21 protein-coding genes are annotated in these 23,799 nt (G+C 61.9%); 14 read left to right on the plus strand and 7 right to left on the minus strand.

Going from position 1 to position 23,799, the window contains the following annotated elements; genetic code table 11:
* The first annotated feature begins 125 nt into the window (after positions 1-125).
* Positions 126-2,138 (plus strand): elongation factor G, encoded by a 2,013-nt coding sequence (locus OU694_RS03935; RefSeq protein WP_308909669.1) that lies wholly within the window; start codon positions 126-128, stop codon positions 2,136-2,138.
* On the opposite strand, the gene mnmC is transcribed toward OU694_RS03935, so the two are convergent.
* Positions 2,135-4,066, minus strand: coding sequence for a bifunctional tRNA (5-methylaminomethyl-2-thiouridine)(34)-methyltransferase MnmC2/FAD-dependent 5-carboxymethylaminomethyl-2-thiouridine(34) oxidoreductase MnmC1 (gene mnmC / locus OU694_RS03940; protein ID WP_308909670.1), 1,932 nt, complete (start codon positions 4,064-4,066; stop codon positions 2,135-2,137). The two genes, OU694_RS03935 and mnmC, sit on opposite strands and share 4 nt — an antisense overlap.
* A gap of 98 nt (positions 4,067-4,164) precedes the next feature.
* On the opposite strand from mnmC, the gene OU694_RS03945 reads away from it, so the two are divergent.
* The 4 genes from OU694_RS03945 (at position 4,165) to OU694_RS03960 (ending at position 7,527) form a co-directional block, all read left to right on the plus strand.
* On the plus strand, positions 4,165-4,722 hold the full coding sequence (locus OU694_RS03945; RefSeq protein WP_308909671.1) for a gamma carbonic anhydrase family protein: 558 nt from the start codon (positions 4,165-4,167) through the stop codon (positions 4,720-4,722).
* Between the two features lie 60 nt (positions 4,723-4,782).
* Positions 4,783-5,727, plus strand: a complete 945-nt coding sequence (locus tag OU694_RS03950) for a DUF2336 domain-containing protein (RefSeq protein WP_308909672.1) — start codon at positions 4,783-4,785, stop codon at positions 5,725-5,727.
* Between the two features lie 210 nt (positions 5,728-5,937).
* Complete coding sequence (locus tag OU694_RS03955; protein ID WP_308909673.1) at positions 5,938-6,570, plus strand: Crp/Fnr family transcriptional regulator; 633 nt, start codon at positions 5,938-5,940, stop codon at positions 6,568-6,570.
* 372 nt (positions 6,571-6,942) lie between these two features.
* Positions 6,943-7,527, plus strand: a complete 585-nt coding sequence (locus OU694_RS03960; RefSeq protein WP_308909674.1) for a lysophospholipid acyltransferase family protein — start codon at positions 6,943-6,945, stop codon at positions 7,525-7,527.
* Here the strand turns inward: OU694_RS03960 and OU694_RS03965 are convergent.
* The gene (locus OU694_RS03965; protein ID WP_308909675.1) at positions 7,521-8,945 is read right to left on the minus strand and encodes an FAD-binding oxidoreductase; all 1,425 of its coding nucleotides are present in this window, start codon (positions 8,943-8,945) and stop codon (positions 7,521-7,523) included. The genes OU694_RS03960 and OU694_RS03965 overlap by 7 nt on opposite strands.
* A 4-nt stretch (positions 8,946-8,949) precedes the next feature.
* A complete protein-coding gene (locus OU694_RS03970) occupies positions 8,950-9,912 on the minus strand; it encodes an L-threonylcarbamoyladenylate synthase (protein WP_308909676.1) in 963 nt (320 codons plus the stop codon).
* 119 nt (positions 9,913-10,031) lie between these two features.
* Between OU694_RS03970 and OU694_RS03975 the strand changes: the two genes are divergently transcribed.
* The 7 genes from OU694_RS03975 to rlmD all read left to right on the plus strand — a co-directional run bounded on the left by OU694_RS03975 (position 10,032) and on the right by rlmD (position 18,295).
* Positions 10,032-11,825, plus strand: a complete 1,794-nt coding sequence (locus OU694_RS03975) for an acyl-CoA dehydrogenase C-terminal domain-containing protein (RefSeq protein WP_308909677.1) — start codon at positions 10,032-10,034, stop codon at positions 11,823-11,825.
* A gap of 3 nt (positions 11,826-11,828) precedes the next feature.
* Positions 11,829-13,010, plus strand: a complete 1,182-nt coding sequence (locus OU694_RS03980; RefSeq protein ID WP_308909678.1) for an MBL fold metallo-hydrolase — start codon at positions 11,829-11,831, stop codon at positions 13,008-13,010.
* Between the two features lie 96 nt (positions 13,011-13,106).
* Positions 13,107-13,361: an exodeoxyribonuclease VII small subunit gene (locus OU694_RS03985; protein WP_308909679.1), complete on the plus strand. Its 255-nt coding sequence runs from the start codon at positions 13,107-13,109 to the stop codon at positions 13,359-13,361.
* Positions 13,362-13,370: 9 nt separating this feature from the next.
* Positions 13,371-14,264, plus strand: coding sequence for a polyprenyl synthetase family protein (locus OU694_RS03990; protein ID WP_308909680.1), 894 nt, complete (start codon positions 13,371-13,373; stop codon positions 14,262-14,264).
* A gap of 91 nt (positions 14,265-14,355) precedes the next feature.
* A complete protein-coding gene (gene dxs, locus OU694_RS03995; protein ID WP_373460195.1) occupies positions 14,356-16,287 on the plus strand; it encodes a 1-deoxy-D-xylulose-5-phosphate synthase in 1,932 nt (643 codons plus the stop codon).
* A gap of 3 nt (positions 16,288-16,290) precedes the next feature.
* Complete coding sequence (locus OU694_RS04000; RefSeq protein WP_308909681.1) at positions 16,291-17,034, plus strand: TlyA family RNA methyltransferase; 744 nt, start codon at positions 16,291-16,293, stop codon at positions 17,032-17,034.
* The gene (gene rlmD, locus OU694_RS04005; RefSeq protein ID WP_308909682.1) at positions 17,027-18,295 is read left to right on the plus strand and encodes a 23S rRNA (uracil(1939)-C(5))-methyltransferase RlmD; all 1,269 of its coding nucleotides are present in this window, start codon (positions 17,027-17,029) and stop codon (positions 18,293-18,295) included. Before OU694_RS04000 ends, rlmD begins: the two co-directional genes overlap by 8 nt.
* Here the strand turns inward: rlmD and OU694_RS04010 are convergent.
* On the minus strand, positions 18,248-19,264 hold the full coding sequence (locus OU694_RS04010) for an alpha/beta fold hydrolase (protein ID WP_308909683.1): 1,017 nt from the start codon (positions 19,262-19,264) through the stop codon (positions 18,248-18,250). The genes rlmD and OU694_RS04010 overlap by 48 nt on opposite strands.
* Before the next feature lie 155 nt (positions 19,265-19,419).
* Between OU694_RS04010 and OU694_RS04015 the strand changes: the two genes are divergently transcribed.
* Together OU694_RS04015 and OU694_RS04020 are read left to right on the plus strand one after the other, a co-directional pair.
* The gene (locus tag OU694_RS04015) at positions 19,420-20,325 is read left to right on the plus strand and encodes an aldo/keto reductase (RefSeq protein ID WP_308909684.1); all 906 of its coding nucleotides are present in this window, start codon (positions 19,420-19,422) and stop codon (positions 20,323-20,325) included.
* A complete protein-coding gene (locus OU694_RS04020) occupies positions 20,325-20,957 on the plus strand; it encodes a DUF6064 family protein (RefSeq protein ID WP_308909685.1) in 633 nt (210 codons plus the stop codon). Before OU694_RS04015 ends, OU694_RS04020 begins: the two co-directional genes overlap by 1 nt.
* Here OU694_RS04020 and aroC read toward each other — a convergent pair whose 3' ends face one another.
* From aroC to OU694_RS04035, 3 genes are all read right to left on the minus strand, one after another.
* Positions 20,958-22,031 carry a chorismate synthase gene (gene aroC, locus OU694_RS04025; RefSeq protein WP_308909686.1) on the minus strand — a complete coding sequence of 358 codons (1,074 nt, stop codon included), beginning with the start codon at positions 22,029-22,031 and terminating at the stop codon, positions 20,958-20,960. It lies immediately after the preceding gene.
* Positions 22,032-22,052: 21 nt separating this feature from the next.
* Complete coding sequence (locus OU694_RS04030) at positions 22,053-22,859, minus strand: enoyl-ACP reductase FabI (protein WP_308909687.1); 807 nt, start codon at positions 22,857-22,859, stop codon at positions 22,053-22,055.
* Between the two features lie 80 nt (positions 22,860-22,939).
* Positions 22,940-23,797, minus strand: a complete 858-nt coding sequence (locus tag OU694_RS04035; RefSeq protein ID WP_308909688.1) for a YihY/virulence factor BrkB family protein — start codon at positions 23,795-23,797, stop codon at positions 22,940-22,942.
* Between the last annotated feature and the right edge of the window lie 2 nt (positions 23,798-23,799).

Raw genomic sequence — 23,799 nt, forward strand, 5'->3', positions numbered from 1 at the left:
ATCGTCCGCTCAAGATAAGAAACATCGCCTTTCGTCAGCCGGCCAGCAGGCCCGGCCAAGGGTTTGCTGCGCGCAATTCCATTCAAGGAGAGCGGCCATGCCCGGCCGCCGGGACGGAGGTTCAAATGACAAAAGGCAAAGAGGTTGGCCCGCGGGTGGTGGCACTCGTGGGCCCCAGTGCGAGCGGCAAGACCACGCTGCTCGAAAATCTGCTGTTCATGTCCGGAACAACCCGCCGCCAGGCCAATGGCGAGCGGGTTTTTGGTGACGACGGGCCGGACGCCCGCGAGCTCGGCATCGGGACCGAGCTTAACATCGCCGCCATGCGGTGGATGGATGACGATTATGTTTTTCTCGACTGCCCCGGTTCGGTCGAGTTCGCGCAGGAAGCCCGCTATGCGGTGCACGGAGCCGATCTTGCCATTGTGGTGGCAGAGCCCGAGCCCGAGAAGATCCTGATCCTCGGGCCGCTTCTTCATATGCTGGAGGAAGAAGGCATCCCGCACATGCTGTTCATCAACAAGATTGACCGCGCAGGCGGCAGCGTGCACGAGCTGGCAGCCGCCCTTGACCGCGTCAGCGCAGTGCCGGCAGTGCTGCGGCATGTGCCAATCCGCGAGAATGGTGCAGTGAAGGGCTTTGTGGACCTCGCCGCCGAGCGCGCGTGGGAGTATCGCAGTAACGACCGCAGCCGCCCCATCGACATGCCGACAAGTATCGCCGAGCAGGTGAAGGACGACCGCTTCCACATGCTGGAAACCATCGCTGACTTTCACGACGAGCTGATGGAAGAACTGCTCGAAGACGTGAAGCCGCCTTCAGCCGAGGTTTATGCCGATCTTTCGGCTGACCTTTCGGAAGGGCGGATCATGCCGGTGATGATGGGCAGCGCCCTGATGAGCCACGGCCTGAAGCGCCTGATGAAAGCGATCCGGCATGAAGCGCCGGGCTTCAAGCCTGCCCGCGCGCGGCTGGCAGCAGGGCCATCGGTGCCGCTTAGCGCCTATGTGATGAAGACGCGCATCCTGCCGCATATGGGGCGCATGTCCATTTCCCGCGTGATCGATGGGCCGATCAAGGACGGTGATCTGATCGGCGAACATCGGGTTTCAGGGCTTTACCGGATGGTCGGCGGCGAATTCATGAAGGTTTCAAGCGTGGAAGCGGGCGAAGTTGCCGCGTTCCAGCGCCTTGAGGGGGTGACGACAGGCCAGACGCTTGGCCGCCCGGCAGCGGCCGGCCCCGAAAGGTTGCAGCCTGTTTACGCGATGGCCATCTCGGTCAGCGACCGCAAGGAAGAGGCCAAGATGTCAGAATCGCTCGCCAAGCTGATCGCCGAGGATCCGGCGCTTGCGCTTGAAAACCTGCAGGATACGGGTGAGCTGGTCCTTTCCGGTCAGGGCGAAATCCATATGCGTGCCGCACGCGTCCGCCTGAAGGAGCGTTTCGGCATCGATGTTGCCATGACCATGCCGCAAGTGCCGTACAAGGAAACGATCCGGTCGGGCACCACCCACCATGCGCGCTACAAAAAACAGACAGGCGGGCATGGCCAGTTCGGTGATGTGGTGATCGAAGTGCGCCCACAAGCGCCGGGATCGGGCTTTGCCTTTGCCGAGAAGATCACCGGTGGCGCCATCCCGCGCCAATATATCCCGAGCGTGGAAGCAGGCGTGCGCGAAAGCCTCGATCACGGCCCCTTGGGCTTCCCGGTCGTTGACGTGGCGGTAACGCTGACCGACGGGTCGTTCCATACGGTCGACAGCTCCGACATGGCCTTCAAGATGGCGGGGCGCATGGCCATTTCGCAGGCCTTGCCGACGTGTCAGCCGGTGTTGTTGGAACCGATCGAGAAGGTAACTGTTTTCGTGCCGTCCGACTATACCGCCAAGGTGACAAGCCTTGTCTCTGCGCGCCGGGGGCAGATTCTGAACTTCGATGCGCGACCCGGCTGGCCGGGCTGGGATCAGGTGGATGCCCATATCCCGAAGGCCGACATGCAGGACCTGATCATCGAGCTCCGGTCCCTGACGCAAGGCTCAGGCACCTTCCGGCATGGTTTCGATCACCTGACGGAACTGACTGGCAAGTTGAAGGACAAGGTGCTGAGCGCCGCCAAGGAGCGCACAGCGCACTAGGTGCGGCGAATGATCTGGCGGATCAGGTGTCGCGCGGGATGGACCCGGGCGATCTGGTCCGCCGGCAAGGGCAGCGGATCGCCGTTGATGATCGCGGCAATATAGCGTGCGGCGAGCGGACCATACTGGAAACCCTTGGAGCCAAGCCCGGTCAGCAGAAAAAGCCCCGGCTGTAGCGGTGCAGGGCCGAGACCTGTTGTGTTCGCATCATTGGCGAGCGGTGCGAACTGCCGTTCCATGGCAGCCCAGTCCGGCACGGGGCCGGCATAGGGCAGGTGATCCGGCACGGTCGCGCGCAGGCCACTCCACGAGCGTGTCTTCGTGCTTGCATCAACCCGTAATCCGGCATCATTGGCCGTTTGCAGGATAGCGGCACGGTCGCTGTCGCGGGGCGGTGCTGCTTCGCGCGCGGTGGCATCCAGACGCTCGAAGGATGAGCCGAGCGTTCGTTCGCCGCCGATAGCGGCCGTCAGGTACCCCCCGAAGGTGAGGCTGTGTGTCGGGACGCCTGAAAGGGCTGCATCCGCCACAATCTCGATCTGGCCGCGATTGGGGCGAAGGTCCAGCGCATGTTCGCCAAGGATATCACCGCTCGCGGGGCCGGCGGCCACGACGACTGTTTCGGCTTCGGTGATGACACTGCCGTCCGTGCCGATCAGGCGCCAGCCGGTGATGGTCCGTTCCAGACGTTCGACTTTCGCCTCAAGGCGAGGAATGCCTTCGGTGAGGCGGACAAGCAGGGCTGTGGCATCCACGCTGCCGCCCTCGGTGAACGTCAGGCCACCGGCCTCATTCTTGCTGGTCCGGTCCTGACCCCAGTTGAGGTACGCCTGAAGGGCCGCCAGCCGGTCTTTGGTGGCTGCGTCGATTGGCATCAGTTCCGTGCCGCGCGCCTTTGCCATGCAGGCGATGACGTCCGGATCACTGACGGCTGCGAGGAAAGCGGCGGCCATGAAGCGCGATGCGGGGCTGTCCTCAAGCGGCAGTTTGGGCGCAAGGATGGCAGCAGGCAGGGCAGAGGCCGCAGGTGTGGCGGGGTCGGTAACCAGCGTCACATCACGGCCACGCGCTTTCAGGTCGCGGGCGAGGAAGGCGCCGGCGACACCGCCCCCGATGATGGCGATCCGGCCTTCGCGCCGCGCGGCGGGCAGGCTCGCCCACTCGGGGGCTTGCACCACCGATGGCGTCAGTGGTGCTGGTGCGATGGCGGTGCCGAGCAAACGGTCGCGTTTGCGGCCGTACCCCTTGCCTTTGATCACCTCAAACCCGCGTGCCTGCAAGGCCCGCTTCACCACACCTGCCGCTGTGAAGGTGGCGAAGCGGGTGCCGGGGTGCGAAAGCCGTGCGATCTGGTCCATCACCGCGTCCGACCACATGGCGGGGTTCTTGGCAGGCGCGAAGCCATCGAGGAACCATGCATCCACATCGGCCTGCAGGGCCTGAAAGCTCGGCACCACATCGCCGAACAGCAGCAGAAGGCGCAGGCGTCCACCTTCGAACCGACGTTCATGGAAGCCGGGCGCGGGCGCGGGCCATGCCTCGATCAGGTGTGGCGACAGGTCGGCGATGTCAGGGAAAGTCCTGTGCGCCTCGGCAAGGGCGCGGCGCGACAGGGGATAGCCTTCCACCGAGATGAAGGTGAGGTCGCAGGGGCGTCCCGCCGCAATCCAGGCCTTCCATGTGGCAAGGAAATTGAGCCCGGTGCCGAAGCCTGTTTCGGCGATCACGAACCGGTCGCGCCCGGCCCATGCGTCGGGCAAGCCCGTGCCGCCGAGGAACACATATTCGGTCTCGGCGAGGCCGTCGTCGGCCGAATAATAGACATCATCGAATCCGGGCGCGACCGGCGCTTTGCCGCGCCAGCTGATCGCATCGTCCGCGATGGGGGACAGGGTTTGTCCACCATTGGATGTGTCCTTTTCAATCATGGGGCCTTCTTAGCGGTTCGCCGGGCTGCTGTCTCCGCCTTTTGTTTGACCCGAATGATGTTACGCTCTAAGGAAACCGCGCAATCGAGGGGGATTTCATGATCTATGCACTGGACGGGGTTCGGCCCCGGTTCGAAGACGACAGCGTCTGGGTGGCACCCACAGCCACGGTCATCGGTAACGTCTGGCTTGGCAAGGGTGCCAGCGTCTGGTTCGGGGTGACCGTACGGGGCGACACCGAGGAAATCCGCATCGGCGAAGGCACCAATGTGCAGGATGGTTCGGTGCTGCATGCCGACCCGGGCAAGCCACTTGTCATCGGCAAGGGCGTGACGGTTGGCCACAAGGTGATGCTGCACGGCTGCGAGATCGGCGACGATACATTGATCGGCATGGGAGCGACGATTTTGAACGGCGCCCGAATCGGGGCAGGATCGATTGTTGGCGCCGGCGCGCTGATTACCGAGGGAAAAGAGTTTCCTGAAGGCTCGCTTATAATTGGTGCACCTGCGCGCGTAGCGCGTACCCTCGGCGAGCCGGAACGCAAGATGCTCCAGCTTTCTTCGCTACATTATGTTGAAAACGCTCGCAGATTTTCGCAGGGACTTGAAGAAGCCAACGCTGAAATACTTGCAGACAGCACCGTTTCCGGTTGAATATTGGCGAACGGGCGGCTGGCAGGCCGAACAAGAATTACGGTGTCCATGAACCAAGACTTGATCAGTATTGAAGAGCTTCAGCAGGTTAACCTCGCTGGCCGGGTCGAGATCGCCCAGAAGGTGGGGCACCTGATCGCCAAGCGGCATGACTATCCTGACTATGAGGCTGCGCTCGAACTTGCCCGGCTGCTCGTCGAGGACCTGGCCATTTCTGTGCGCGAAGCCCTGTCGAAGGAACTGCGCCACTGCAGCTTCCTGCCGCGGGATATCATGTGCAAGATCGCCACGGATATCGAGCAGGTCTCCACACCCTTCCTGATCGCCAGCAAGGCACTGGATGAAAAGGCGCTGGAAGCCCTGATCCGCGAAGGATCGGACGGGACGCACAGCGCCATCGCACAGCGCAACGAACTCCCTGAAATGGTTGCTTTCGCACTTTGCTCGCTGGCCGGTGTCCGGGCGCTTGAAAGGCTCGCCGACAATGACACGGCGGCGATGTCGGAACGCTCGTTCAACACAGCGATCGACCGGTTTCCGGAAGAACGCACGCTGATGGAGAAGCTGGCGGCGCGGGCCGACCTGCCGGTTTCGCTCGTCGAGCGCCTGATTTCGAAAGTGTCGAGCTCCTACGGCGAATATCTGACCGCCAAATTCAGCCTTGCATCCGACTATTCTTCCTATCTGATCTCGATGGCCAACCGGCAGGTATTCACCAAAGCGCTCGACAGCGCGCCGACGACCGAGATCGAGAACTATCTTCGCCAGTTAAAGGCCGTGGGGGGAATTACCTCCGACATCCTGTTGAACTATCTACAGAATGCCAATCTCAGGCTTTTCATCGCCGCTGTTGCCGTGCTGATTGATGCGTCACCAGCAGCCCTTCACAATCGGCTTGTGGAAGGGGAGGAGGCCAGCAAGGTGCTGGCGCGCGTGCTGGAGAGCGCCGGTTTTTCCCGTGCGGTCATCCGCGTTCTCCTGATCGCCTACGAACGCCACCAGTAGTTTTCATGCACGTCATCGGTGTGCGTCAAAAGCGCTCTTCTGCCCGAAATGTGTTTTAATTCAAGGTCAAACCGGCTACATTGAGATCAGCGAACAGGGGAAGTTCGAATGGTTTCTATCGGTGTCAGAGGGGGCGGTTACGGCCCTTCTCGGTGTCTTCAATGTGAAGCGCGGCTGCGGCAGCTTTGTGCTGGTCTGCCCGATGAGCTTATGCCTGCGCTCAATGCCATTTCAACTTCGCTGAAAGTTTCAAAGGGCGAGACGCTGTTCCTGGAAGGGGACGAGGCGCGTCATTCCTTCAATGTGGTGAATGGCTATTTGCGACTTGCCCGTGTCGGCATCGATGGTCGCCGGCAGGTGATGGGATTTGTCTCCACTGGCGATTTCGTGGGCCACACCCGCAAGGACGCCTACAGCATTTCAGCCGAGGCGCTGACCGACGTTACTGTTTGCCGGTTTGAGCGGGGCGCGTTTGAGGACCTGCTTGTCCGCTTCCCTGTATTCGAACGGGAATTCAATAGGATGACCGCTGGCATGCTGGATGACATGCAGGACCAGCTTTTCACGCTCGGTCGCAAGAATGCGCTTGAGCGGGTGGCGTCTTTCCTCTTGTCCTATGTCGAGCGGCAGGAAGAAATCCAGTGCAACGGCCACGAACTGTGGCTGCCCATGACCCGCGCTGATATTGCTGATTCCCTCGGGCTTACGCTTGAAACCGTGTCGCGTGCCTTCTCTCGCCTCAAGAATGAGGGCATTCTGGAAATCGAGCAGGCTCACACGATCCGTATCCTCGACCGCGAAGGGCTTGAGGATCTGGCTTCCGGCGAAGCCGAAACCGTCTGACCCGTCATCGCCCGGATATCTGTCCCAAAAAGACGCATGTCTCATTTTGAAACACAATCGCTGCGCAGCAATTGTTTCAAAACGGGATGGCTATTTGTCGAAAATTTCTAAGTAATTGAAATATAACAATTAAATTTCATGGCACGGGGTGTGCAAAGTCTCTTGTGTCTGGCGGTTTTTGCCTGAGATCGCAGAGACATCTGTTTCGAGTATGGCGTCCGGTGCCTTGCCTGAGTATCGGACGCCGAAACTAATCGGCGGACGGGGTGACCTGTCCGCCTATTTCTTTTTCGGCACCCCACAAATTCAAGGGACTTGCCTTTATCCGCCGCCGGGCTAGGGTTGGCGCCCGCTCAATGTTCCGGAGCCTGTATGGCCGCAAAGCTTATCCACGACAGCCGCTTCTTTTCCGGCTTCCTGCATCATACCGGCAATCTGTTCCTGCGTCTCACCGGCTGGAAAAAGGTGGGCGAGGTGCCCGATATCCCGAAATTCGTGGCGATTGCTGCGCCGCATACCAGCAACTGGGATTTTCCGATTTTCATGGCCGTTGTTGGCGCATTTCGCGTGCGGGCGCGGTTCTTTGGCAAGCATACGCTTTTCGACGGGCCGTTCGGCTGGCTTTTCTATTGGCTCGGCGGTGTGCCGGTGGAACGCGATACACGCGCTGCTGCCGACATGGTCGAAGGCGCCGTAAAAGCCTTTGAGGCGCACGACGATTTCATCCTCGGCATCGCGCCCGAAGGCACGCGTTCGAAGGTGGAGCGCTGGAAAACCGGCTTTTACCGTATCGCGGTTGCGGCGAATGTGCCGATCCTGATGGCTTATCTCGACGCGTCGAAAAAGGAAGTGGGGCTTGGGCCGCTCTTTTACCCGACCGGTGACATGACGGCCGACATGGCGGCGATCCATGCCTTCTATGCCGACAAGCAGGGCATCAATCCCGCCAATCAATAGGGGATCAGCACGCCCGGATTGAGGATGCCATTGGGGTCGAGCGCCCGTTTGATAGCGCGCATGGCTTCCAGCTCCGCCTTGGGCTTCAGTCGGCCAAGTTCGCCGCGTTTCAGGGTGCCGATGCCGTGTTCAGCCGAAATCGAACCGCCCATCGAGACGACAAGGTCATGCACGGCCGCGTTCATTGCCTCCCATTCCTTGAGGAAGGCTTTGCCGTCACCGTCTTTCGGTGCTGATACATTGAAATGTATATTGCCGTCGCCGACATGGCCGAAGGCGATGACGCGTGCGCCGGGCCAGCGCGCCTCGATAAGCGCTGTTCCTTGCTGCAGGAAAGCAGGCACGCTTGCCACCGGCACGGCGATATCGTGCTTGATACTGGCGCCTTCATGCTTCTGGGCTTCCGACAGGCTTTCCCGCAGTTTCCAGAGTGCGTCTCGTTCCGTCAGCGATTGGGCGAGGGTGCCGTCACTGACCGTGCCATCAGCCATCCGGGCTTCAAGCCACGTCATGATCGCGGCCTCGAGCGCGGTGTCTTCCCCCGTTGTGGCGGCTTCGATCAGCAGATACCAAGGCGATGGGCGCGAGAGCGGGTCGCGTGCGCCGGGAATGTGGGCAAGGACGAGGCCAAGCCCGGCGGCGGAAATGATCTCGGCCGCCGAAACGCGTCCGCCGGTCACGTCCTTGAGGGTTGAAAGCGCTGTGAGCGCTGCGGCAGGCGAGGGCACGGCAAGCCACAGCGTGTGGCGCACACGCTCAGGCTCCGCGAGGCGCAAGGTAGCTTTCGTGACGATGCCAAGCGTGCCTTCAGCCCCGATCAGCAATTGTTTCAGGTCGTAGCCCGTATTGTTTTTCGGCAGGCCATCAAGGTCGCGGATGATGGCGCCGGTGGGCAACACAGCTTCAACCCCCACGACCAGCCGCCGCATGGTGCCGTAGCGGATGACATGCACGCCGCCCGCATTGGTGCTGATGGTGCCGCCGACCGTGCAACTGCCCTCGGACGCCAGCGATAGCGGGAACAGCCTGTCTTTCGCCGTGGCTGCCGCCTGCACACTGGCGATGGTGGCGCCGGCCTCCGCCGTCAGCAGATAGCTTTCGGGCTCGACCGACAGGATGCGGTCCATCTTTTTCAGCGAAAGGAGGATTTCCTCGCGCTCTTCAAGGCCCGGTATACCACCGCCCACCAGGCCGGTGTTGCCACCCTGCGGGACGACCTTGATATTGTGCTCGTTGGCGTAAGCGAGGATCGCAGCAACGCTTTCTGTGTCCTTCGGCGTCAGCATCAGGGGCGTGGCACCCTTGAATTTCTCGCGCCATTCGGTGATGTGCGGGGCGATGACGTCAGCGTCCGTTGTACCGCCCCCCGCACCAGCCCGTGCCAGGAGCGCTTCGATATGGGTGGGGGAAATCGCCATCGTGTCAGGCCTCGCTGTCGCGCGGTGCGGCGGCACGGCGCAGGCGGTCGTTGATCGCGATGCCGATGCCCGCTTCCGGGATGGGGGCCACGGCGATGGTGCCGACACCTGCTTCGTCCGCCTGCCGCAGATAGGTGAACAGCCTGCTGGCTGCTTCATCGAGGTCGCCCTTGTGACTCAGCGAGAAATCGCCCTTCACGGTGCCAAAGCCAATGAGGATTTCGCCGTCCCCTTTCGTGGTTGCATTCAGGCGCACATGGGCATTCGGCGCATAGTGGCTGACAAGCTGGCCGGGGGCCGTGATGCGGCTGTCGTCACGGTCGAGCACGGCAAGGCCGGTTGCTTCGGTCAGGTCGTCTGCAATCACGCTGCCGGGGCGCAGGAGGCGCAGGGCGCCATCTTCCACGCCGACAATGGTCGATTCGATACCCACGCGCGCCGGGCCGCCATCAAGGATCAGCGGGATGCGGTCACCGAGCCCGGCTTGCACGTCCCCGGCGGTGGTGGGCGATAGCTTGCCGGAAGGATTGGCACTCGGTGCGGCCAGCGGCCGGTCCAGCGTTTCGATCAACTGCCGGGTCGGTTCAAGTGCAGGGCAGCGGACGGCGAGCGTGTCGAGACCGGCAGCGACCGCCGCAGCAATCGGCGCGTCCATCCGGCGGGGCAGCACGAGCGTCAGCGGGCCGGGCCAGAAACGGTCCATCAACGTCTGCGCGGCGGGCGAGACGGTCACATAGCACGCCGCCATTTCGGGCGAGGCCACATGGCTGATCAGCGGATTGTGGGCCGGGCGGCCCTTGGCGGCATAGATGGCGGCAACGGCTTCGGGGTTCGTGGCATCCGCCGCAAGGCCATACACCGTTTCGGTCGGGATGGCGACGAGACCACCGGCGCGCAGGATTTCCACCGCGCGTGCGCGGGCGTCTGCGTCATCAATCGCTTCGATATCGGCTATTGTCTTGCACATGCACAATACCTATCCTGTCCGCCGCCGATAACAAAGAACTTCCAAGGGACATACCGGCAACCGGCGGCTTAGCGGCCAGCAGGATCATTGTACAGATCAATTTTGAGGAACAGCCTGACATGAGCGACTATCGCGCCCCTTTGGAAGAAATCACCTTTGCCCTTGAAACCGTTGGCGGCCTCAGGGACTGGGACAGCCTGCCGGGCTTCGAAGAAGCAGGCGAGGATATCGCCCTCGCAGTGCTTGAAGAATGCGGCAAGATGGCAAGCGAGGTGATCGCGCCCACCAACCGCACGGGCGACACCGAGGGCGCGAAACTGACGAGCGATGGTGTTGTCACCCCCGCGGCCTTCAAGCCGGTGTTCGAAGCCTACCGCGAAGGCGGCTGGAACACGCTTGCAAGCGACCCGGATTTTGGCGGGCAGGGCCTGCCGGCGACGCTCGCAATTGCTGTTACCGAAATGATCACCTCGGCCAATATGGCCTTTTCGCTGTGCCCGCTTCTGACCGCCGGCGCGATCGAGGCGATTGCTGCGCACGGTAGCGACGAGATCAAGGCGAAATATCTGCCGAAGATGGTATCCTTCGAATGGACCGGGGCGATGAACCTGACCGAGCCCTCGGCGGGTTCCGACGTGGGCGCGCTCAAGGCCAAGGCCGAAAAACAGGCGGATGGCACGTACCTCATCAAGGGCCAGAAGATTTTCATCACCTGGGGCGATCATGATCAGGCCGAGAATGTGGTGCATCTGGTGCTCGCCCGCCTGCCGGGTGCGCCTGAAGGCACGCGCGGCATCAGCATGTTCCTCGTGCCCAAATATATGGTGAACGAAGATGGCTCGCTGGGGGCGCGCAACGATGTACGGGTGGTGAGCCTTGAGCACAAGCTCGGTATCCACTCAAGCCCCACTTGTGTGATGTCCTTCGGCGATCATGATGCTTGCATCGGCTATATCGTCGGTGAGGAAAACAAGGGCATGCGCAACATGTTCACGATGATGAACCATGCGCGCATCGGGGTCGGCCTTGAAGGTGTGGCAGTGGCCGAGCGTGCTTACCAGCATGCTGTCGCTTATGCGCGGGATCGTGTCCAGTCGGCGGCCATCGGCGCCAAATCGCGCGATAGCGTTACGATCATCCATCACCCCGATGTGCGCCGGTTGCTGCTGACCTCCCGCGCGCTCACCGAAGCGGCCCGGGCGATCATCTACCGGAACGTCTGGGCGGTTGACCGAGCTCATCATGCGGCGGACGTCGAGACACGACGGCTGGCACAGGGTGAGGCCGATCTGCTGACACCCATCTCGAAGGCATGGTCCACCGATATCGGTGTCGAGGTTTCGTCGCTCGCCTTGCAGGTGTTTGGCGGTATGGGCTTCATTGAGGAAACGGGTGCGGCCCAATTCTACCGCGACAGCCGGATTGCACCGATTTACGAGGGCACCAACGGCATTCAGGCGCTTGATCTCGTCGGCCGCAAGCTCAACGCTGACGGCGGGGAGCACTGGCACGCGCTGATCGCAGAAATGCGCAGCTTCGTGGGCGGGCTCGACCGCGCCATGGCAGGCTCCAAAACCACACTTGGCGAAGGCGTTGATGCGCTTGCAAACGCCGCTGAAACCCTGTTTGCGAATGGCTTTGAAGGCATTGTCGATACAGCTGGTGCCGCGACCCCGTATCTGAAGCTTTTCGGCACAGTGCTCGGCGGCTATCTCCTTGCCCGGCAGGCCGTAGCGGCTGAGCGGCGGCTGGCGTCCGGCGACGGCAACCCCGGCTTCCTGAAAGCCAAGATCACTACAGCCACCTTCTTCATCGAACAGCTTCTGCCGCCCGCCATCGCGCTTCTCGGCCCCATCAAGGCGGGTGCGACGCAACTGATGGCGATGGACGAAGCCGATTTCGCGCGGGGCTGACCGGTGAGCAGCGAAAAAGACGACATGGCATCGGCGGATGTGGCCGACCATCAGAAGGAGCGGCTGGAAACCCACGCCGGGCTCGTTTATCCGCATGGCGACGCGGTGCCGGAAGGTGCCACGGTGATCGAGGTTGCGAAGGGCGTCCTTTGGGCGCGCATTCCGCTGCCTTGGTCGCTTGACCATATCAATGTCTATCTTTTCGACGAAGGTGACCATTGGGCCCTTGTTGATACCGGTTCGAACGGCAAACGCGGTATCGCGGCATGGGAAGCGCTTGAAGCTGAAGTGCTCGGCGACAAACCCCTGAAGCGTATCATCGCGACCCATATGCATCCCGACCATCTGGGGCTTGCCGGCTGGCTTGTGGAACGCCACGGTGCCAGCTTCGAGATGACCATGAGCGAATATCTGATGGCGTCGACCCTGTGGCTTGGCGGATACGAGCCGATCAGCGACTGGGATGTCGAATATCTGTTCCGTGCCGGGGTCAGTCGCCAGTTCGAGCCGATGATCCGGGCAGCCGGCAACGACAATTTCAAGAAGGGTGTGGCGCCACTGCCCAAGGCCTACAAGCGCCTGCAGGATGGCATGCTGATCACGCTTGGTGGCCGGCGCTGGCAAGTGGTGATCGGGCGTGGCCATTCGCCCGAGCATGCCTGCCTCTATTGCCTGGACGAGCCGCTCTTCATCTCCGGCGATCAGGTGCTGGCGAACATCACTTCGAACGTTTCGGTATATCCGCGCGAGCCCGAGGGCAACCCGCTCGCCCTGTGGCTGACAAGCCTTGACCGGATGAAAGGCCTGCCGGGCAATCCGCTGGTGCTGCCGTCGCACGGTCGTGTCTTCTACGGCCTCACGGCGCGGCTTGGTGAACTGATCGACAGTCATATGGGCAAGCTCGAACGGCTGATGGCGGGTATCGAGGGTAGCGTGAAGGCGGTCGAGACCTTGCCGCTCCTGTTCCGCCGCCAGCTGACGGGCGTTGATTTCTTCATGGCGCTCGGCGAAGCGGTCGCGCATCTCAACCTGATGGTGGAAGCGGGCTTCATCAAGCGCTCGTTCGACGGGCGGCATAACCGCTATGAAGTGCTGAAATCCTTCGACCCTGAGGCACTCAATGCGTGGATGGTCGCCGAGCCGGGTGTGTCCCTGCCGCCACTCCTTGTCGAAACCGGGGCCTGAAAAACGCTTTAGTCTTTGCATGCCCCCGCTGCCATTGCCTATATAGGGCAAAAGGCGGGAAAATATCGCCCGCATGCCGATCTGGAGGGAGGGTTCATGAGCGACACCGACAAGACAGCCGATATTGCAGCCCTTTCGTTTGAGGAGGCGATGGTCGCGCTCGAACAGGTGGTGGCGCGGCTGGAATCGGGTCAGGTATCGCTCGAAGACTCGATTGACCTTTATACGCGCGGGACAGCCCTCAAGGCGCACTGCGAAGCCAAGCTGAAGGGCGCGCAGGCCCGGATCGAGAAGATCACGCTGGATGAAAATGGCCGTGCGGCGGGAACAGCCCCGTTCGACGCCGACTGAGGCATAGCGATGCAATCTGCCTTGCAGGAAGCCCTGACCGCCACATCGCATGCGGTGGAACGTGTGCTGGAACCCCTTCTCGCGGTCCCGTCGGGGAGCGAAGCGCGGGTTGTGGAAGCCATGCGCTATGCCGTTTTTTCGGGCGGCAAGCGGCTTCGGCCCTTCCTTGTGCTCGCCAGCGCCAATCTTTTTGACGTTGACCGCAAGCAGGCGCTGCGTGTGGCCGCAGCGATCGAATGCGTGCATTGCTACAGCTTGGTGCATGACGACCTGCCGGCGATGGATGATGACGACCTTCGCCGTGGCAAACCGACACTCCATAAGGCGTTCGACGAGGCAACGGCGATCCTTGCGGGTGACGCGCTTCTGACACTTGCCTTCGAGATTCTGGCGTCTGAAGAAACTCACGGCGATCCGATGGTTCGGCTGGAGCTTGTAAAGGCGCTCGCTCATGCGTCCGGGCATCAGGGCATGGTTGGCGGCCAGATGATCGATATTCGCGCAGGTGAGGGCGGCAGCATGGATGAAGCTGCCGTTTGCCGCCTGCAGCAAATGAAAACCGGGGCCCTGATCAGCTTTTCCGCTGAAGCTGGCGCTATCATGGGGCACGCGGGCAAAAAAGCCCGCCATAGCTTGCAGGGCTATGCCCGCGACCTGGGGCTGGCCTTCCAGATTGCCGATGACCTTCTGGATGTGGAAGGCACGCCCGAAGAAACAGGCAAGGCGACCGGCAAGGATGCGGATGCCGGGAAGGCCACGCTCGTCAGCCTTATGGGGGTGGAACGCGCGCGGCGGCAGGCTGAACTTCTGGCTGACCAAGCGATTGCCCACCTTGCGGAATTTGACGAACGGGCCTCGCTTTTGCGTGCCGTTGCGCATTTTGCTATAAACCGGCGAACATAAGGCTTGCCCTGTCCGGCACCATTTTGGCCGTGACATTGCCGCAAAGCTCAGGCAAACCGTTGCCGCCTGACGCATACTATAGGAACCCGACTTGACCGTGCGACCTGAAACACCGCTCCTCGACCGGATCAACACGCCCAAGGACCTTCGCGCTGTGAAACGCGATGACCTGCAGCGCGTGGCCGATGAACTTCGGGCCGAGATGATCAGTGCTGTTTCGGTTACGGGCGGCCATTTTGGTGCGGGGCTCGGTGTTGTCGAACTGACCGTGGCGCTGCATTATGTGTTCAACACGCCTGACGACCGGCTGATCTGGGACGTGGGCCATCAGGCCTATCCCCACAAGATCCTGACCGGGCGGCGCGACCGTATCCGCACGATCCGCCAGGGCGGCGGCCTGTCGCCCTTCACCAAGCGGTCGGAAAGCGAATATGATCCGTTCGGAGCGGGGCATAGCTCCACCTCGATCAGCGCTGCCCTCGGCATGGCGGTCGCCAACAAGCTGGCGAACAAGCCGGGCAAGGCCATTGCGGTGATCGGTGACGGCGCGATGAGCGCGGGCATGGCCTATGAAGCCATGAATAATGCCTATGAAGCCGGCAACCGGCTGATCGTCATCCTGAACGACAACGACATGTCGATTGCGCCGGCGGTGGGGGCCATGAGCGCCTATCTCGCCCGCATCCTGTCGTCCCAGTCGTTCCTGTCGTTCCGTGAATTCGGCAAGAAGCTGATCGCAAAGCTGCCGAAGCCGCTGGCCAACACGGCCCGCCGCGCCGAGGAATATGCGCGGGGCATCGCCACCGGTGGCACGCTCTTTGATGAGCTTGGCTTCTATTATGTCGGCCCCATCGACGGCCACAATATGGAACATCTGCTGCCGGTTCTTGAAAACGTGCGTGACGCGGAAGAAGGCCCGATCCTTGTTCATGTCGTCACCGAAAAGGGCCGGGGTCATCCGTTCGAAGCCGCGCATGTCGAGAAATATCACGCTGTGCCGCAGTTCGATGTGGTGACCGGCGAACAGAAGAAATCCGCGCCGAAGGCGCCAAGCTATACGAATGTGTTTGCCAAGGCGCTGATCGCGGCGGCCGAAAAAGACGACAAGATCGTGGCCATCACGGCAGCGATGCCTTCGGGCACCGGCCTCGATAAATTCGCGGCCCAGTTCCCCGATCGCTCGTTTGATGTCGGGATCGCCGAGCAGCATGCCGTGACCTTCGCGGCCGGCCTTGCGACCGAAGGTTACAAGCCTTTCTGCGCCATTTACTCGACCTTCCTGCAGCGTGCCTATGACCAGGTCGTGCATGACGCCGCCGTCCAGAAGCTGCCGGTGCGCTTCATGATCGACCGCGCAGGACTTGTGGGTGCTGACGGTCCCACTCATGCGGGCAGCTTCGATGTCGGCTTCCTGACGAGCCTGCCGGGCATGGTTGTCATGGCAGCGGCGGATGAGGCCGAGCTTGTGAATATGGTCGCGACCGCCGCGACGATTGATGATCGCCCCTCTGCCGTGCGTTACCCGCGCGGTGAAGGCGTCGGTGTGGCGTTGCCTGAGGTGCCTGAAATCCTTGAGATCGGCAAAGGTCGCATCGTGCGGGAAGGATCGAAGATCGCGATCCTGTCGCTCGGCACCCGCCTTGCCGAAGCGCTGAAGGCCGCTGACGAGCTTGAAGCACGCGGCCTTTCAACGACGGTCGCTGACGCCCGCTTTGCCAAGCCCATTGACCATGCGCTGATCCGCGATCTGGCGGCGAGCCATGATCTCCTCATCACCATCGAGGAAGGCTCCATCGGCGGCTTCGGCGCGCATGTGATGGACTTCCTCGCGGAAGAGGGCATTCTTGATGGCAACCTCAAGGTCCGCGCCATGAAGTTGCCGGACATTTTCCAGGATCATGACAAGCCCGAGACCATGTATGCCGATGCCGGGCTCGATGCCGAAGGTATCGTTGCCACCGTGCTGAAAGCCATGGGGCGCAATGATCTCGGCCAGTCTGCCGCCGAGGCGGCTTCGGCCTGAGCCATGGCGAAAGAACGGGCTGATGTTGCGCTCGTCAACCGCGGCCTCGTGGAAAGCAGGGCCCGGGCACAGGCGCTTATCATGGCGGGCGTCGTTTTTTCTGGCGAAGTCAAAATCCAGAAAGCCGGGCAGCCGATTGCCGAAGACCAGCCTTTGGATGTCCGCGGGCGCGACCATGAATGGGTCAGTCGCGGCGGCCTGAAGCTTGAAAAAGGCCTGTCGCATTTCGGCGTAGATCCAACCGGCTGGACGGTGATTGACGTAGGCTCGTCAACCGGCGGCTTCACCGATGTGGCGCTATCCAAAGGTGCGGCCAAGGTTTATGCAGTGGATGTGGGGCGCGGCCAACTGGCGTGGAAACTGCGCACGGACGACCGTGTCGTCGTGATGGAACAGACCAACGCCCGCTACCTGACGACCGAACAAATCCCTGAACCTGTCGACATGGTCGTTTGTGACGCCAGCTTCATCAGTCTGAAAACAGTGCTGCCGGCGGCCCTTGGTTTCGTGCGCGAAGGTGGCGTCGTCATCGCGCTCATCAAGCCGCAATTCGAGGTCGGCAAGGACAATGTCGGCAAGGGCGGCGTGGTGCGCGACCCTGCCCTTCATCAGGCAGTATGCGACGATATTACGGCATGGCTTGGCGACCTGCCGGGCTGGCGCGTTGTCGGCATCACCGAAAGCCCGATCAAGGGGCCGGAAGGCAATGTGGAATTCCTGATCCATGGGATCAAAGACAATGGCTGACGATCTGCTCACCTTGACAATCCGCGAGGTCGGTGCACAGGGCGACGGAATCGCCGATGGGCCGGACGGCCTTGTCTATATCCCCTATGCCGCTGCCGGCGACGTGTTGAAGGCGCGGATCACCGAACGACAGAAATCAGGCTCGTTTGCCGAAATCGTCGAGATGGTGACGCCGTCCCCCGCGCGTATGGCGCCGCCATGCCAGCATTTTACCAAGTGCGGCGGTTGTCAGCTCCAGTTTATGAGCGGCGAGGATTACCGCACCTGGGTGAAAAACCGGGTGGCTGCTGCGATGGGGCATCACGGTTTCGACCCCGAGGTTGTGCGCGACCCGGTCATCACGCCGCCCGCTAGCCGCCGCCGCGTGGCACTCAAGGCCCGCCGCACCGTTCAGGGTGTGGTGCTTGGCTTCAACGAGCGGCAAAGCCACACGATTGTCGATCTGAAGGCCTGCCCGGTAACACGGGCCGAACTGACCACGCTCTTTGAGCCGCTCCGACATCTGCTCGGTAATCTGCTGCCGCAGGGGATGCATGCGGTATTGCACCTGACCCTGACGGCAAGTGGCGTTGACCTCGTGATCGAGGCAGCAAAGGAACTGAGCCTTGCCGACCGTGAGGCGCTCGTCAGCTTTGCTGATACCTATGACCTTGCGGCCGTCCATTGGCAGGACGGCGGTTTCCTTGATCCCGTTGCGATCCGGCGGGAACCCGTGATGCAGCTCGGGTCAGCCCGCGTGGCCTTGCCACCGGCGGCCTTCATTCAGGCGTCGGACGAGGGCGAAGCGGCTCTTGTGGCAGCGGTGAAAGAAGGGGTGGACGATGCCCGCCGCGTGTCCGATCTTTTCTGCGGTATCGGTACTTTCAGCTTCCCGCTGGCCGAAAGCTCACAGGTGCTAGCGGTGGAAGGGGCCAAGAGCGCCCTAGATGCGCTTTCCGCTGCAGCCACACAGGCGACGGGCCTGAAGCAGATTGTCACCCGTCACCGCGACCTTTACCGGCGCCCGGTCACGGGGGCAGAGCTCAAGGGGTTTGATGCCGTGGTGTTTGATCCGCCGCGCGCGGGCGCCAAGGAGCAGGCGGCGGCCCTTGCCGTGTCCGATATCCCGGTCATTGTTGGCGTTTCCTGCAACCCCAACACCTTCGCACGTGACGCGCGACTTCTGGTGGACGGGGGTTACAGCCTGACGAGTGTCTTGCCGGTCGATCAGTTCCTATGGTCGTCCCACGTCGAGATCGTGGCGACTTTCCGCAAGGGCTGACGTGATCTGATCCAGAAACACGCCGGTAGCCGCCGCGGTTTCATCGGCGCGTTCTTCCATCGGCAGGTGGCCGGTTTCAGGATAGATAATCACACCGCTGCCATCGATCTTCTGGTTCAGGAGCGAGGCGGTTTCAACCGGGATCAGCCTGTCCTCCTCGCCCCAAAGGATCAGCGTCGGCATCTCCAGCCGTTCCACTGGCAGGCTTTTGTCCATGTTGGCGGCGTACCAGGCAAAGCGCAGTCCGGTGGCTTCGCGGTTGCCGGGATAACGGGCGAGATCCCAGTAGCGCTCCACCATCTCCTTTGTCACAAATTCAGGGTCGTAAACGGACTTCAGCAGCCCTTCACGCACCAGCGACTTTGGAGTCAGATTCTGCAGCAACACTTGCGCCCACGGTTTGGCGGCGAGTTCGAAGGCAAGGGGCCGGTCGGTCTTGCGCGCACCGGGCGGCGCGGCGACACCTGCGCTGTCAACGAGCACAAGGGCACTCACCTTGTCCGGGTGCTGCAGGGCATAGGTGATGGCAACAGCCCCGCCCATGCTGTTGCCGGCGATGGCTGCCTTGTTGATGCCGAGCCGCACGAGCAGCGCGTCCACCGCGTCCGCCATGCCGCTGTAGGTATAGTCACGAGCAAGCGTCGCGCCGGTCAGGCCGTGTCCGGGCAGATCAAGCGTAATGATGCGGTAGCGGTCCTTCAGGCGGGCGACCCATGGCTCCCACGTGTGCAGCGAGCTGTTGGAGCCGTGCAGCAGCACAAGGGCGGGGGCCTCATATGATCCCTGATCGCGGTAATGCATGCGGATGCCACCATCAAGCGACACGAACTGCGAAGGCGGCGCGCCGTAGCGGGTGGTCATTTCGCCGGGGTCGCTGTTCGGGGCCCATGCCCAGGCAAGGAACCAGGCGACGGCACCGATGATCCCGATCAGGATCAGGCTGCCCGTGATTTTCAGGAATTTTCCCATACCGCTCCCCATGCCTATCCGCGCCCAAGTCTAGCCCCAAAGAGGCATTTTGGAAAGACGATGCAACACAAGCCGTTACGCGACCGGTAAACCAATTTGCGGCTGGCACAGGCCATGCGTGCGAGTCATCATGGGGCAGATGACGGGAGGATGCCATGCCGAAGCCATTCCCGACCCTTGTGGATCGCCGACACCTGCTTGCGGGGCTTGCCGCCTTGCCGGTTGCCTTCGCCGCGTTTCCTGCTGCTCTGGCTGCCAGTGACAATGCAATTGTTCCCCCCGTGGGGCTTGGCACTTGGATCACCTTCAATGTCGGTAACGATCCGGTCGGGCTGGCGCAGTCAGAAGCCGTGGTCCGGGCCTTTTTTGAGGCGGGCGGGCGGCTGATTGACTGCTCCCCCATGTATGGCTCGTCTCAGGCGACCATCGGCTACGCCCTGCGCAACATCATGCCAAGGCCTGACCTGTTTGCGGCCGACAAAGTATGGACCCCCGGCTTTGCTGCCGCCAGAACGCAGCTTGAGGAATCCCGCAAAGCTTGGGGGATCGAGCGCTTCTCGCTGTTGCAGGTCCATAACCTGACCGACTGGCAGGACCATCTGCCGTGGCTGCGCGACATGAAGGCGGCGGGCGAGCTAGGTTATGTAGGTGTCACCACCTCCCACGGGCGCCGGCACGGCGATCTTGAACGTATCCTGAAAACCGAAGCGATCGATTTTGTGCAGCTGACCTACAATGCCGCAACCCGCGATGTGGAGGCGCGGCTGTTGCCGCTGGCGCGCGAGCGCGGCGTGGCGGTGATCGTCAACCGGCCTTACGAGGGCGGTCGCCTGATCCGCCAGCTGAAGCGCGAACCCTTGCCCGGATGGGCGGCAGAGGCCGGCCTCACCACATGGGCCGATGTGGCGCTCGGTTTCATCCTGTCGCACCCCGCCGTCACCTGCGCGATCCCAGCAACCACGCGGGTGGAACATGTGCGGGAGAATATGGCGGCAGGCGGGTGGACGGCGCTTGACGAGCCCCTCCGGCGCCGGATCGCTGCCTATGTGGACGATCTTTGATGGGAGACTGGCTGAGTTACAGCATTCAGGATTTCCTGATGTATGGGCCGGATACCTATTACCGGCTTTACGGTCTTTACGCGGCGGAGATTTTCCCCTTCGGGATCGCGGCGATCCTTGCCACGCTTGGGGTCGTTTACCTGCTTTTCCGACCTACCAGTTGGGGCACGCGTGCGATTGCTGTCCTGATGGCGGCAGGCTGGGGGACGACCGGCATTGGCTTCTTTCACCGCCACTATGCCACCATCAACTGGGCTGGCGACTGGTTCGCGGCGGCATTCGTCGGGCAAGCAGCCTTGTTCCTGTGGATGGTGATGCGGCCCCCTGTGATGGAACGGAGCCGGGCAGGGGCGCTGACAGTGCTTATAGCACTGGTTGTCGGCATCTACCTGCCGATGGCGATGGGGCGACCACTCGATCAGTCCGAAGTGCCGCTGCTGGCGCCAGATCCGACGGTGCTGATGACCTTCGGTATCCTGATGGCTTATGGGCGGCGCGTCTGGCCGCTTGCGATCATCCCCCTGCTATGGGCGACGGTCGGCGGAGCCTTCCTCTGGGCGCTCGGGTCACCTGTCTGGTGGCTGATGCCCGCCGGGGGTTTGGCAATGTTGGCTGTTTGGTGGCGGCGCTGATCAGCCGCACTGGGCGCGGTGCAGCATCATATGGTCGGCGAGCACGACAGCCATCATGGCCTCGGCCACCGGTACGGCGCGGATGCCCACACACGGATCATGGCGGCCCTTGGTGACGACCTCGACGGCCTCGCCGTGCTCGTTCACCGATTTGCGCGGGGTGAGGATGGAACTTGTGGGCTTCACAGCGAACCGCACAACAACCGGCTGGCCGGTTGAGATTCCCCCCAGGATGCCCCCCGCCTTGTTCGATAGGAATTCGGGCTTGCCGTCCGGGCCCGGCCGCATTTCATCGGCATTTTCCTCCCCGGTCAGGCAGGCGGCTTCCATGCCGGCGCCGATTTCAACGGCTTTCACGGCATTGATGCTCATCATCGCCGTGGCGAGATCGGCGTCGAGTTTACCATAAACCGGGGCGCCCCAGCCGGCGGGCACGCCTTCGGCCACCACTTCGATCACGGCACCGATAGAGGAGCCATTTTTTCGGATAGCGTCCAGCTCATCCGCCCACATGCCGGCGGTGACGGCATCGGGACAGAAGAAGGGATTGTTGTTCACTTCCGCCCAGTCGAACCGGGAACGGTCGATCGCATGACGGCCCATCTGCACCATGGCGGCGCGGATTGTGATGCCACCCCCCAACACTTTGCGGGCCACGGCACCTGCGGCCACGCGGGCAGCGGTCTCGCGGGCAGACGAACGCCCGCCGCCGCGATAGTCGCGGATGCCGTACTTGGCGATATAGGTATAGTCGGCGTGACCGGGGCGGAAGGACTGGGCGATATTCCCATAATCCTTGGAGCGCTGGTCGGTGTTTTCGATCATCAGCTGGATGGGCGTGCCGGTCGTCTTGCCCTCGAACACGCCAGACATGATCTTCACAAGGTCCGGCTCGCGGCGCTGGGTCGTATATTTCGACTGGCCGGGTTTACGCTTGTCTAGAAAGCCCTGAATGTCACCTTCAGCAAGGTCCAGAAGCGGGGGCACGCCATCGATCGTGCAGCCGAGTGCCGGCCCGTGGCTTTCGCCCCAGGTGGTGAAACGGAACAGACGACCGAAGGTGTTGAACGACATAAAGCCCCCGTTTGGCTGGTTTTACTGGCAGATGATGCGCATGGATTCTTCATCCAGCGGCATGCCGGTGATGTTGAAGCCTGCGTCCACATAATGGATTTCGCCGGTTACGCCGCTTGAAAGGCCCGACAGGAGATAAAGCCCCGCGCCTGCCACATCCTCAAGCGTGATGTTGCGCTTCAGCGGTGCGTTCTTCTCGTTATATTTCAGGAGCATGCGGAAATCGCCAACGCCCGACGCCGCCAGCGTCTTCATGGGGCCGGCCGAGATCGCATTGACGCGGATGTCCTTCTCGCCAAGGTCCCGCGCCATATAGCGCGTGCAGGCCTCGAGGGCGGCTTTCGCCACGCCCATCACATTGTAATGGGGGACAACCTTTTCGGCGCCGTAATAAGTCAGTGTCAGCATGCTGCCGCCATCCGTCATCATCTTTTCCAGCCGCTGCGCGACCGAAACGAAACTGAAGGCAGAGATATTCATGGTCATCAGGAAGTTATCGAGGCTCGTATCCACAAAGCGGCCGCGCAGCTCGCTCTTGTCGGAATAGCCGACGGCATGCAGGAAGAAATCGATCTTGCTCCAGCGCTTTTCGATCTCGGCAGCCAGATTGTCGATCGAGGCATTGTCGGAGACGTCGCATTCGATGAGGAAATCGGAGCCGACTTCGGCGGCAAGCGGGCGCACGCGCTTTTCGAGCGCTTCGCCCTGATAGCTGAAGGCGAGCTCGGCGCCTTGCTCGGCGCAGGCCTTGGCGATGCCCCATGCCATCGAGCGGTCATTGGCGACCCCCATGATGAGGCCGCGTTTGCCTTCGAGGAGTTTGCTCATGATGTCTGCCCCTTTATTCTATTCTATCGTGGGTTACTGGACGTTATGGTTGGCGCATCCTACACATTCGGACCCGCCGGTCAATTGGCGGTCTTTTCCCTGGTCAGCCGGTCAAGCGTATAGGCCGCATTGAGCTCCGCCCCGGCGACAAAACCGAGGCTGACGAGAAAGCAGAATATCTGGGTTACCACCACCCCGGCAAGCGAACCGTAGGTGACATCGTAATTGCCGGCGTAGCGCAGATAAAGCGACAGCCCCTTCGCCGTGGCAATGAGGATGACGAGGGCGAGCAGCGTGCCCGGCAGCCGGTACGGCCGTTTCAGCCGGCGCGGGGTGAGCGCGAGATAAACGCCGTAAAGTCCGAACGCCAGCACTGCAGGTCCAAGGAACAGGTTGAGGAAGTTCCATAGCTCGGTCAGGCTGCCGGTCACCACGTCGGGGAAAAAGCTCGTAACCGCCTTCACGACCGCTGGGCCGATCACGAGGATCGACATGGCAATGAGGATGCTGATGGCGGCAAAGATCACCACGGCAAGGCTTTCCAGCCGGCGGAGCCATGCGGCTCGGGCATGTTCACGCCCGAAGGCCTTCACGAGTATACCTCGCGCAGTTTCAACCCCTGTCGCGGCCGTCCAGATGGCGAAGACGATGGAGCCCGTGAGGATTTCAGGTCTGGTGGAATCCACCACCCCCTTGATCGGGCCACTGAGGGCCTCGCCGACCTCATGGGGCAGGGCATCCATCATGAAGGTGATGGCGGCCACCCCTTGTTCGGTCTGGCCCAGAAAGCCCGAAACGGCCACGAGGAAAATCACGAAAGGGAAAAGTGATAGCATGGCGATGAACGCCATGTTGCCGGCCGATCCCATTCCATCGTGTTCAAGGAAGCGGGCCGCTGCCTTGCGCCAGATTGCGCCGTGATGCCGCAGCTGCTCCATCA

It is taken from the genome of Pseudokordiimonas caeni, assembly GCF_026719705.1.
GTDB lineage: Bacteria > Pseudomonadota > Alphaproteobacteria > Sphingomonadales > Kordiimonadaceae > Gimibacter > Gimibacter caeni.

Coding starts and splice junctions, on each gene's coding strand:
- rlmD (WP_308909682.1), top strand. CDS start 17,027: ATGGCTGACGATCTGCTCACCTTGACAATCCGCGAGGTCGGTGCACAG.
- OU694_RS04000 (WP_308909681.1), top strand. CDS start 16,291: ATGGCGAAAGAACGGGCTGATGTTGCGCTCGTCAACCGCGGCCTCGTG.
- OU694_RS03985 (WP_308909679.1), top strand. CDS start 13,107: ATGAGCGACACCGACAAGACAGCCGATATTGCAGCCCTTTCGTTTGAG.
- OU694_RS03935 (WP_308909669.1), top strand. CDS start 126: ATGACAAAAGGCAAAGAGGTTGGCCCGCGGGTGGTGGCACTCGTGGGC.
- OU694_RS03970 (WP_308909676.1), bottom strand. CDS start 9,912: ATGTGCAAGACAATAGCCGATATCGAAGCGATTGATGACGCAGACGCC.
- OU694_RS04030 (WP_308909687.1), bottom strand. CDS start 22,859: ATGAGCAAACTCCTCGAAGGCAAACGCGGCCTCATCATGGGGGTCGCC.
- OU694_RS03990 (WP_308909680.1), top strand. CDS start 13,371: ATGCAATCTGCCTTGCAGGAAGCCCTGACCGCCACATCGCATGCGGTG.
- OU694_RS03955 (WP_308909673.1), top strand. CDS start 5,938: ATGCCTGCGCTCAATGCCATTTCAACTTCGCTGAAAGTTTCAAAGGGC.
- aroC (WP_308909686.1), bottom strand. CDS start 22,031: ATGTCGTTCAACACCTTCGGTCGTCTGTTCCGTTTCACCACCTGGGGC.
- OU694_RS04015 (WP_308909684.1), top strand. CDS start 19,420: ATGCCGAAGCCATTCCCGACCCTTGTGGATCGCCGACACCTGCTTGCG.
- mnmC (WP_308909670.1), bottom strand. CDS start 4,066: ATGATTGAAAAGGACACATCCAATGGTGGACAAACCCTGTCCCCCATC.
- OU694_RS04010 (WP_308909683.1), bottom strand. CDS start 19,264: ATGGGAAAATTCCTGAAAATCACGGGCAGCCTGATCCTGATCGGGATC.
- OU694_RS03945 (WP_308909671.1), top strand. CDS start 4,165: ATGATCTATGCACTGGACGGGGTTCGGCCCCGGTTCGAAGACGACAGC.
- OU694_RS03960 (WP_308909674.1), top strand. CDS start 6,943: ATGGCCGCAAAGCTTATCCACGACAGCCGCTTCTTTTCCGGCTTCCTG.
- OU694_RS03965 (WP_308909675.1), bottom strand. CDS start 8,945: ATGGCGATTTCCCCCACCCATATCGAAGCGCTCCTGGCACGGGCTGGT.
- OU694_RS04020 (WP_308909685.1), top strand. CDS start 20,325: ATGGGAGACTGGCTGAGTTACAGCATTCAGGATTTCCTGATGTATGGG.
- OU694_RS04035 (WP_308909688.1), bottom strand. CDS start 23,797: ATGGAGCAGCTGCGGCATCACGGCGCAATCTGGCGCAAGGCAGCGGCC.
- OU694_RS03975 (WP_308909677.1), top strand. CDS start 10,032: ATGAGCGACTATCGCGCCCCTTTGGAAGAAATCACCTTTGCCCTTGAA.